Origin of the sequence: Propionivibrio sp., assembly GCF_017995515.1 — a bacterium.
Lineage (GTDB): Bacteria > Pseudomonadota > Gammaproteobacteria > Burkholderiales > Rhodocyclaceae > Propionivibrio.
Map to the genome: position 1 here is coordinate 21,737 of NZ_JAGOIT010000043.1, position 7,768 is coordinate 29,504.

8 protein-coding genes and 1 tRNA gene are annotated in these 7,768 nt (G+C 53.8%); all 9 read left to right on the forward strand.

Annotation, left to right across the window (positions count from 1 at the left end; translation table 11 throughout):
* The first annotated feature begins 24 nt into the window (after positions 1-24).
* The 9 genes from thrS to KBA32_RS08985 all read left to right on the forward strand — a co-directional run bounded on the left by thrS (position 25) and on the right by KBA32_RS08985 (position 7,443).
* Positions 25-1,941 (forward strand): threonine--tRNA ligase, encoded by a 1,917-nt coding sequence (thrS, locus tag KBA32_RS08945; RefSeq protein WP_294357683.1) that lies wholly within the window; start codon positions 25-27, stop codon positions 1,939-1,941.
* A 26-nt stretch (positions 1,942-1,967) separates the two neighbouring features.
* Positions 1,968-2,489 (forward strand): translation initiation factor IF-3, encoded by a 522-nt coding sequence (infC, locus tag KBA32_RS08950; RefSeq protein WP_294357715.1) that lies wholly within the window; start codon positions 1,968-1,970, stop codon positions 2,487-2,489.
* A 95-nt stretch (positions 2,490-2,584) separates the two neighbouring features.
* Positions 2,585-2,782, forward strand: coding sequence for a 50S ribosomal protein L35 (gene rpmI, locus KBA32_RS08955; RefSeq protein WP_294357686.1), 198 nt, complete (start codon positions 2,585-2,587; stop codon positions 2,780-2,782).
* 10 nt (positions 2,783-2,792) lie between these two features.
* On the forward strand, positions 2,793-3,152 hold the full coding sequence (gene rplT, locus KBA32_RS08960; RefSeq protein WP_294357689.1) for a 50S ribosomal protein L20: 360 nt from the start codon (positions 2,793-2,795) through the stop codon (positions 3,150-3,152).
* A gap of 67 nt (positions 3,153-3,219) precedes the next feature.
* Positions 3,220-4,266: a phenylalanine--tRNA ligase subunit alpha gene (pheS, locus tag KBA32_RS08965; RefSeq protein ID WP_294357692.1), complete on the forward strand. Its 1,047-nt coding sequence runs from the start codon at positions 3,220-3,222 to the stop codon at positions 4,264-4,266.
* Positions 4,267-4,291: 25 nt separating this feature from the next.
* Positions 4,292-6,667 (forward strand): phenylalanine--tRNA ligase subunit beta, encoded by a 2,376-nt coding sequence (pheT, locus tag KBA32_RS08970; RefSeq protein ID WP_294357694.1) that lies wholly within the window; start codon positions 4,292-4,294, stop codon positions 6,665-6,667.
* A gap of 15 nt (positions 6,668-6,682) precedes the next feature.
* Positions 6,683-6,985 (forward strand): integration host factor subunit alpha, encoded by a 303-nt coding sequence (locus KBA32_RS08975; RefSeq protein ID WP_294357697.1) that lies wholly within the window; start codon positions 6,683-6,685, stop codon positions 6,983-6,985.
* Complete coding sequence (locus tag KBA32_RS08980) at positions 6,969-7,355, forward strand: MerR family transcriptional regulator (protein WP_294357701.1); 387 nt, start codon at positions 6,969-6,971, stop codon at positions 7,353-7,355. Before KBA32_RS08975 ends, KBA32_RS08980 begins: the two co-directional genes overlap by 17 nt.
* A gap of 11 nt (positions 7,356-7,366) precedes the next feature.
* A tRNA-Pro gene (locus KBA32_RS08985) sits at positions 7,367-7,443 on the forward strand.
* Positions 7,444-7,768 lie beyond the last annotated feature (325 nt).

Genomic DNA, 7,768 nt, shown 5'->3' on the forward strand with positions numbered 1-7,768 from the left:
TTTTTTCATTTCTGGGGTCGAAACATGCCGGTCATTACACTACCCGACGGCTCTCAACGGGAGTTTGCACAGCCTGTAACCATCGCCGAGATCGCCCAAAGTATTGGCGCCGGCCTAGCCCGCGCGGCACTGGCCGGCAAAGTCAATGGCAATGTCGTAGACACTTCATATCGCATTGAAACAGATGCCCAGGTTGGAATCATTACCGACCGCGACCCTGAAGGCTTGGGCATCCTCCGTCACTCGAGCGCACACTTGCTCGCCTACGCAGTCAAGGACCTGTTTCCTGAAGCGCAAGTAACCATTGGGCCGGTTGTTGAAAACGGCTTCTATTACGACTTTGCGTTCAAGCGCCCGTTTACCCCGGACGATCTCTCCGCAATCGAAAAGCGAATGACGGAAATCGCAAAGCGTGACCTTCCGATAACCCGCGAAGTCTGGAAACGAGATGACGCAACAGCCTTCTTCCAGTCAATTGGGGAACATTACAAAGCCGAGCTGATTGCAGCCATCCCTGAAGGACAGGAGGTCTCTCTCTACAGAGAAGGCAACTTCGTCGACCTCTGCCGCGGACCACACGCCCCTTCAACCGGCAAACTCAAAGTCTTCAAGCTGATGAAAGTTGCCGGCGCCTATTGGCGCGGCGATCACCGCAACGAGCAACTCCAGCGCATATACGGCACCGCCTGGGCCAAGAAAGAGGATCAGGACGCATACCTGACGATGCTGGAAGAGGCGGAAAAGCGCGACCATCGCCGACTAGGCCGCCAACTCGACCTCTTCCACCTGCAAGACGAAGCCCCGGGCATGATCTTCTGGCACTCAAAGGGTTGGGCCGTGTGGCAACAGATCGAACAGCACATGCGGCGCGTCTATCAGGACAATGGCTATTTTGAAATCAAGTGCCCACAGATTCTCGACCGCACGCTCTGGGAGAAATCCGGTCATTGGGAAAACTACAAAGACAACATGTTCACGACGGAGTCGGAAAAACACGACTACGCAATCAAGCCAATGAACTGTCCGGGCCACATCCAGGTTTTCAACACCGGGCTCCGCAGCTACAGGGACCTCCCACTCCGCTATGGTGAGTTCGGGTCATGCCACCGCAACGAGCCATCAGGCGCATTGCACGGCATCATGCGCGTCCGCAGCTTCACGCAGGACGATGGGCATATTTTCTGCACAGAGGATCAAATCCAACCGGAGGTCACGGCATTTAACGCACTGGTGCGTAAGGTCTACGCCGATTTCGGTTTCCACGACATCTCGGTCAAACTGGCCCTGCGACCGGAGAAGCGCGTCGGGGCCGACGAAGTCTGGGACAAAGCCGAACTGGCGCTTCGCGAAGGACTCAAAGCATCGGGATTGCAGTGGGACGAGTTGCCGGGAGAAGGTGCTTTCTACGGACCCAAGATTGAATTTCACATCAAGGACGCAATCGGCCGCTCATGGCAATGCGGAACCATCCAGGTCGACTTCTCCATGCCGCAACGCCTTGGCGCCGAGTACGTCGGTGAGGACAACGCCCGACACACACCCGTAATGCTGCACCGGGCGATTCTTGGCTCGCTGGAACGGTTTATCGGAATCCTCATCGAAAACTGGTCCGGCGCACTCCCACTTTGGCTATCGCCAGTACAGGCGGTGGTACTAAATATCTCCGAGAAGCAACAGGATTATGCAGATAACGTCGCAAAGGCTTTGCGCAAAATGGGGTTACGGGTCGAGAGCGATTTGCGCAACGAAAAAATTACCTATAAAATACGAGAACATAGCTTGAACAAGCTGCCTTACCAGATCGTTGTCGGTGATAAGGAAATGGCGGCTAATCTCGTTGCCGTGCGTACACGCGGCGGCCAAGACCTCGGAGCAATGCCAATCGAGAAACTGGCCGAACGACTTCTTGGAGAAGTTGTAGCGCGAAGTGGCACGGCTTAATTTTTGACGGCACAAGGAGCGTAGCCATCGCACTGCAAAAGGCGCAACGCGTTAACGAAGAAATTAACGCACCTGAAATTCGACTGGTAGGCACCGAGGGCGAAGCCCTCGGTATCATGAATGTTCGCCAGGCTTTGCAGCTAGCTGAGGAAGCCGGAGTTGATCTCGTCGAGATTGCTCCGATGGCGCAGCCTCCTGTTTGCCGGATAATGGATTACGGCAAATTCAAATACCAGGAACAGAAACGACAGCACGAACAAAAGCTTAAGCAGAAGCAGGTTCAGGTCAAGGAAATCAAGTTTCGCCCAGGTACGGACGAGAACGATTACCAGATCAAATTGCGAAACATGATTCGTTTCTTGCAGGAGGAGGACAAAGTTAAGGTCACTTTGCGTTTCCGCGGCCGCGAAATGGCGCATCAAGAAATCGGAATGCGACAGATCGAGAGAATTAGGCTTGATTTGCAAGAGTTCGCGACAGTCGAGCAAATGCCAAAGATGGAAGGGCGCCAGATGGTGATGGTTCTAGCGCCAACACGAAAGAAGTAGTTGTAGTTGTTGTTTAGTAACACCAATAAGTGGATTCAGGTAACAAAGCATTCCCGCCGGGAAACACCTGACTTCATGCACATAAGGAGCATTCAATGCCCAAAATGAAGACCAAGAGTGGCGCAAAAAAGCGCTTCAAGGTCAGTGCAAGTGGCCGCGTCAAACGCGGCCAAGCGTTCAAACGCCACATCCTGACCAAGAAAACCACCAAAGCCAAGCGTCAATTGCGTGGCGTAACCGGAGTGCATGACTCCGACAAGGCCATGGTTCGCGCCATGATGCCTTACGCGTAAGGAGAAACGAATGCCCCGAGTAAAACGTGGTGTAACGGCGCGCGCGCGCCACAAGAAGGTTTTTGAACTGGCCAAGGGTTACCGCGGCCGTCGCAAGAACGTATATCGCATCGCCAAACAGGCGGTGATGAAGGCGGGTCAGTATGCCTATCGTGACCGTCGCCAAAGGAAGCGTCAGTTCCGCGCTTTGTGGATTGCCAGAATTAACGCGGCAGCCCGCGAAGTCGGACTAAAGTACAGCACCTTCATGAATGGGCTGAAAAAAGCGCAAGTCGAGGTGGACCGCAAAGTACTGGCTGACTTGGCCGTTTTTGACAAACCCGCCTTTGCCGCTCTGGCCGCGCAAGCCAAAGCCCAACTTAGCGCCTGATAGTAAGCGTGTCAAAAAAGGAGGCTCGCGCCTCCTTTTTTTTCGGTGACGTGGTAGATAGATACCCATGCAGAACCTTGATCAAATAGCACAAGACGCTGTTGCGGCTTTCGCGGCAACTGATAACCCCGACACGCTAGAGCAAGTCAAAGCGCGCTTTCTCGGCAAGAGTGGTCAGATTACCGAACTGCTCAAAGGCCTTGCAAAGTTGTCGCCGGAAGATAAGAAATCTGCCGGCGCTGCGATCAACAAGACAAAAGAATTCATCGAGACCGCGCTCAATTCAAGACGCGAGCACCTCCGACGCAAGGCGCTTGAAACTCGCCTAGCAGAGGAATCCCTTGATGTAACCCTGCCGGGACGCGGCGAATCCAAAGGTGGATTGCACCCCGTTACCCGTACGCTGGAACGTATCGAGGCGCTGTTCCGATCGATTGGTTTCGAGGTCGCAGACGGGCCGGAGATTGAAGCCGATTTCCAGAACTTCACCGCGCTGAACACCCCTGAGGATCACCCTGCACGGTCAATGCACGACACGTTCTATCTGCAGAACGAAGACGGTAGCGTTGCTGAGGGGATCCTCCTGCGTACTCATACGAGTCCAATTCAGGTGCGCTACATGCAGGCACATGTAGCGAAGTACGCGCACCTCGGTTGCATGCCGGAAATCCGCATCATTGCACCCGGCAGAGTCTACCGTGTTGATTCCGACGCAACGCACTCGCCCATGTTTCACCAGGTCGAAGGCCTCTGGATTGGCGAAGATGTTAGCTTTTCCGACCTGAAAGGTGTTGTTGCCGATTTCCTGCGCCGCTTCTTCGAAAGTGACGATTTGCAGGTTCGTTTCCGTCCTTCATTTTTCCCGTTCACGGAGCCGTCAGCCGAAATAGACGTCGCATTCATGAGTGGACCACTTGAGGGCCGCTGGCTTGAAATTGCCGGTTGCGGCATGGTGCATCCAAACGTTTTGCGACATGTCGGCATTGATCCGGAAAGATATCTCGGATTCGCCTTCGGCATGGGGCCAGATCGCCTGACCATGCTCCGGTACGGAGTTAACGACCTTCGGCTGTTCTTCGATGGCGACCTACGCTTTCTGCGTCAATTCGTTTGATGGTTATTGGTGATACGGATCATCCATGAAATTCTCTGAGTCTTGGCTTCGCAGTTTTGTTAACCCCTCGGTATCTGGGAGCGACTTCTCTCACCTTCTCACAATGGCTGGCTTGGAAGTCGAGGAGGAAGAAACGGTTGCCCCCCACTTTGACAAGGTGGTCATCGCACATGTCTTGGAGGTTGCCAGGCACCCGGATGCGGACCGCCTTAATGTATGTACCGTCGATGCCGGACTATCGTCCCCACTGCAAATCGTATGCGGCGCTCCAAACGTCACGACTGGCCTGCGCGTACCTTGTGCTCTGCCGGGCGCGAATCTCCCCGGCAATTTCCAGATAAAGGTAGCAAAAGTCAGAGGCATAGAATCATCCGGAATGCTCTGCTCTGCCAAGGAACTGGGCATTTCGGACGACGCTTCCGGACTTTTCGTTTTGGCGCCGGAAGCGCCTATTGGCCAGAACATCCGCGAATATCTCGACCTCGACGACCGGGCCCTCACGCTAAAACTGACGCCCAACAGGGCTGATTGCCTCTCCTTGGTGGGAATTGCGCGTGAGGTCGCTGCACTAACCGACAGCGCGCTGATGCTTCCCGCAATCGCCGAAGTCGCCGTCAGCACAAACGCGAAGCGTGACGTAGTTCTGGACGCACCCACCGCCTGCCCACTCTATTGTGGGCGGGTCATCTCTGGCGTTGATGCTAAGACACCGACGCCCGAATGGATGAAACAGCGCTTGGAACGAAGTGGTATCCGTTCCATATCGGCACTCGTCGATATCACTAATTATGTGATGCTTGAACTTGGGCAGCCGCTGCACGCTTTCGATAACGCACTGCTGGAAGGTGCAATCCACGCACGAATCGCATCCAAAGGCGAATCGATTTGCCTTTTGAACGAGCAAATGCTTGAGCTTCAAGATGATGTACTACTCATCTCCGACGACAAGCGAGCGGTTGCGATGGCCGGCATTATGGGTAGCGCCAACAGCGGCATTAGTCTAGAAACCGAGGAGATGTTTCTAGAGTCCGCGTTTTTCTCACCGCGTGCGATCGCTGGACGAGCGAGACGATACGGTTTTTCCTCAGATGCTTCTCACCGATTTGAGCGCGGCGTCGATTTCGGCAGCACGCGACGCGCCCTTGAGCGAGCAACTCAGCTAATTCTTGATATTTGTGGCGGAGATGCCGGACCCATCACCGAGGCGAAAGCCAATCTTCCGTCAAGAGCACCGGTCAAACTTCGGCTAAGCAGGCTCGCAAAGGTTTTGGGGATCGATTTCTCCGCCGAGGAGGTCGCAGGACTCCTGACCCGCCTAGCCCTTGACCATGAAATAGAGGCAGGAGACTTCATCGTAAATCCGCCAACTCACCGATTCGACATCGAAATCGAGGAGGATCTGATTGAAGAGGTCGTCCGCTTATACGGATACGACAAGGTTCCAGCCCGATCGCCGAGAGCTCAGCTTTCGATGCTCCCACAAACGGAGGCCAGTCGTTCAGTCAGCCGGATTCGGCACATTCTGGCAGACCGCGGATTCCAGGAAGTCATCAACTTCGCATTTGTCGAAGAGTCTTGGGAGGCAGACTTTGCACGCAACGACACACCCATCAAACTAGCCAATCCAATCGCTAGCCAAATGAGCGTGATGCGTTCCACACTGCTAGGTGGTTTGGTCGCAAACGTCTCCACAAATCTTAAGCGCAAGCAAAACAGAGTCCGGGTATTCGAAACAGGTCGTTGCTTTTTCCGTCAAAGTTCTGGAAGCCCTGTTCCCGGTTTTCATCAGCCGCTGAACGTCGCGGGTTTAGCCTACGGCAGCACCCTGCCCGAGCAATGGGGATGCCCATCTCGCAACGTCGATTTCTACGACATCAAGGCCGAGGTCGAATTTCTTCTCGCGCCGACCAAGGCGCGGTTCGAAAGAGCCGACCACCCCGCGTTTCACCCCGGTCGGTGCGCTCACGTCGTACTTGATGGTAAAGCCATCGGTGCTCTCGGAGAAATTCATCCGGAATGGGTGCAGAAGTACGAGCTCCCTGTAGTTCCGGTCGCCTTCGAGATGGACTTAAACGCACTTCTGAAAACACAGCCACTCACATTCCGTGAAGTCTCGCGGCAGCCTTATGCTGTCCGTGATTTGGCTGTTTTGGTCGATCAAAAACTTGATTTGCAGCAGTTGTTGGACGGTCTCGAGATCAACAAGCCAGCGATTGTTCACGCAGTTCAATTGTTCGATGTCTACACCGGAAAGGGAGTCGAATCCGGCAAGAAAAGTCTTGCGTTCCGTATAGTTATGCAAGATACTCAAAAGACTTTGCTAGACGCGGAGGTCGATGCGGCCATACAGAAATTGATCGGTTACATTCAGCAGTCTTTCGCTGCTCAACTCCGCGTCTGATGGGAACAATAAGACATGACGCTTACGAAAGCAGAACTCGCTGATTTGCTCTTTGAGAAAGTCGGACTCAACAAGCGTGAAGCTAAAGACATGGTCGAGGCTTTTTTCGAAGAAGTTCGGAACGCTCTTGAACGCGGCGATGGAGTAAAGCTTTCCGGATTTGGAAACTTTCAGCTACGCGACAAACCCCAACGTCCAGGACGTAACCCGAAAACTGGTGAAGAAATCCCGATAACCGCTCGACGCGTAGTCACATTTCATGCCAGCCAAAAGCTCAAAGGCGAAGTTGAGTTAAGTTACGATGGAACCGAATCATAAAGACACTAGCAAGGAACCATTGCCACCGATCCCAGCCAAACGCTACTTCACGATCGGGGAGGTTAGTGAGTTGTGTGGGGTAAAGCCGCACGTACTTCGTTATTGGGAACAAGAGTTTAATCAACTGAAGCCGGTAAAACGACGCGGCAATCGCCGGTATTACCAGCACCACGAAGTACTGCTGGTGAGGAGAATTCGTGAGTTGCTATATAATCAAGGATTTACGATCAGCGGAGCTCGCGGCCGCTTGGATGAATCGATCGCAGCTTCGGGCACCGCTGTACTCGCGCCCGAAGCTCTCCGAAGCGAATTGCTAAACATATCAAAATTGTTAGATACAGCGAAAAAGTCACAGGATTTTGATCTATAATGATCAGCTGTCGGGGCGTAGCGCAGCCTGGTAGCGCACTTGCATGGGGTGCAAGGGGTCGCGAGTTCGAATCCCGCCGCCCCGACCAATAGTTTCAAGAACTTAGGCCAGTCTTCGGACTGGCCTTTTTGCTTTGAGGTCAAAAACCATGGCTCAGTTTAAACACAGTTTAAACAAAGCGGCCAGCTAGCCTTGCTCTGCTGTTGGGCATCCGAGCCCGTATTGCACCACCTCGACGGGTTATAGTGGTCCCCGTTTTCGAGACAGCGGTTTAAGCTGTGCGCTGTCTGCGGCGGTCACGTTTTTTCGGACAGTCGGCTAAGCTAAGGCTGACCGGTTGAAAGGGACGTGAAAGATGGGAACGAAGCGCAAGCAACACAGTGCGGAATTCAAGGCGCAAGTAGCGATGGCGG

Coding starts and splice junctions, on each gene's coding strand:
- thrS (WP_294357683.1), top strand. CDS start 25: ATGCCGGTCATTACACTACCCGACGGCTCTCAACGGGAGTTTGCACAG.
- rpmI (WP_294357686.1), top strand. CDS start 2,585: ATGCCCAAAATGAAGACCAAGAGTGGCGCAAAAAAGCGCTTCAAGGTC.
- rplT (WP_294357689.1), top strand. CDS start 2,793: ATGCCCCGAGTAAAACGTGGTGTAACGGCGCGCGCGCGCCACAAGAAG.
- pheS (WP_294357692.1), top strand. CDS start 3,220: ATGCAGAACCTTGATCAAATAGCACAAGACGCTGTTGCGGCTTTCGCG.
- pheT (WP_294357694.1), top strand. CDS start 4,292: ATGAAATTCTCTGAGTCTTGGCTTCGCAGTTTTGTTAACCCCTCGGTA.
- KBA32_RS08975 (WP_294357697.1), top strand. CDS start 6,683: ATGACGCTTACGAAAGCAGAACTCGCTGATTTGCTCTTTGAGAAAGTC.
- KBA32_RS08980 (WP_294357701.1), top strand. CDS start 6,969: ATGGAACCGAATCATAAAGACACTAGCAAGGAACCATTGCCACCGATC.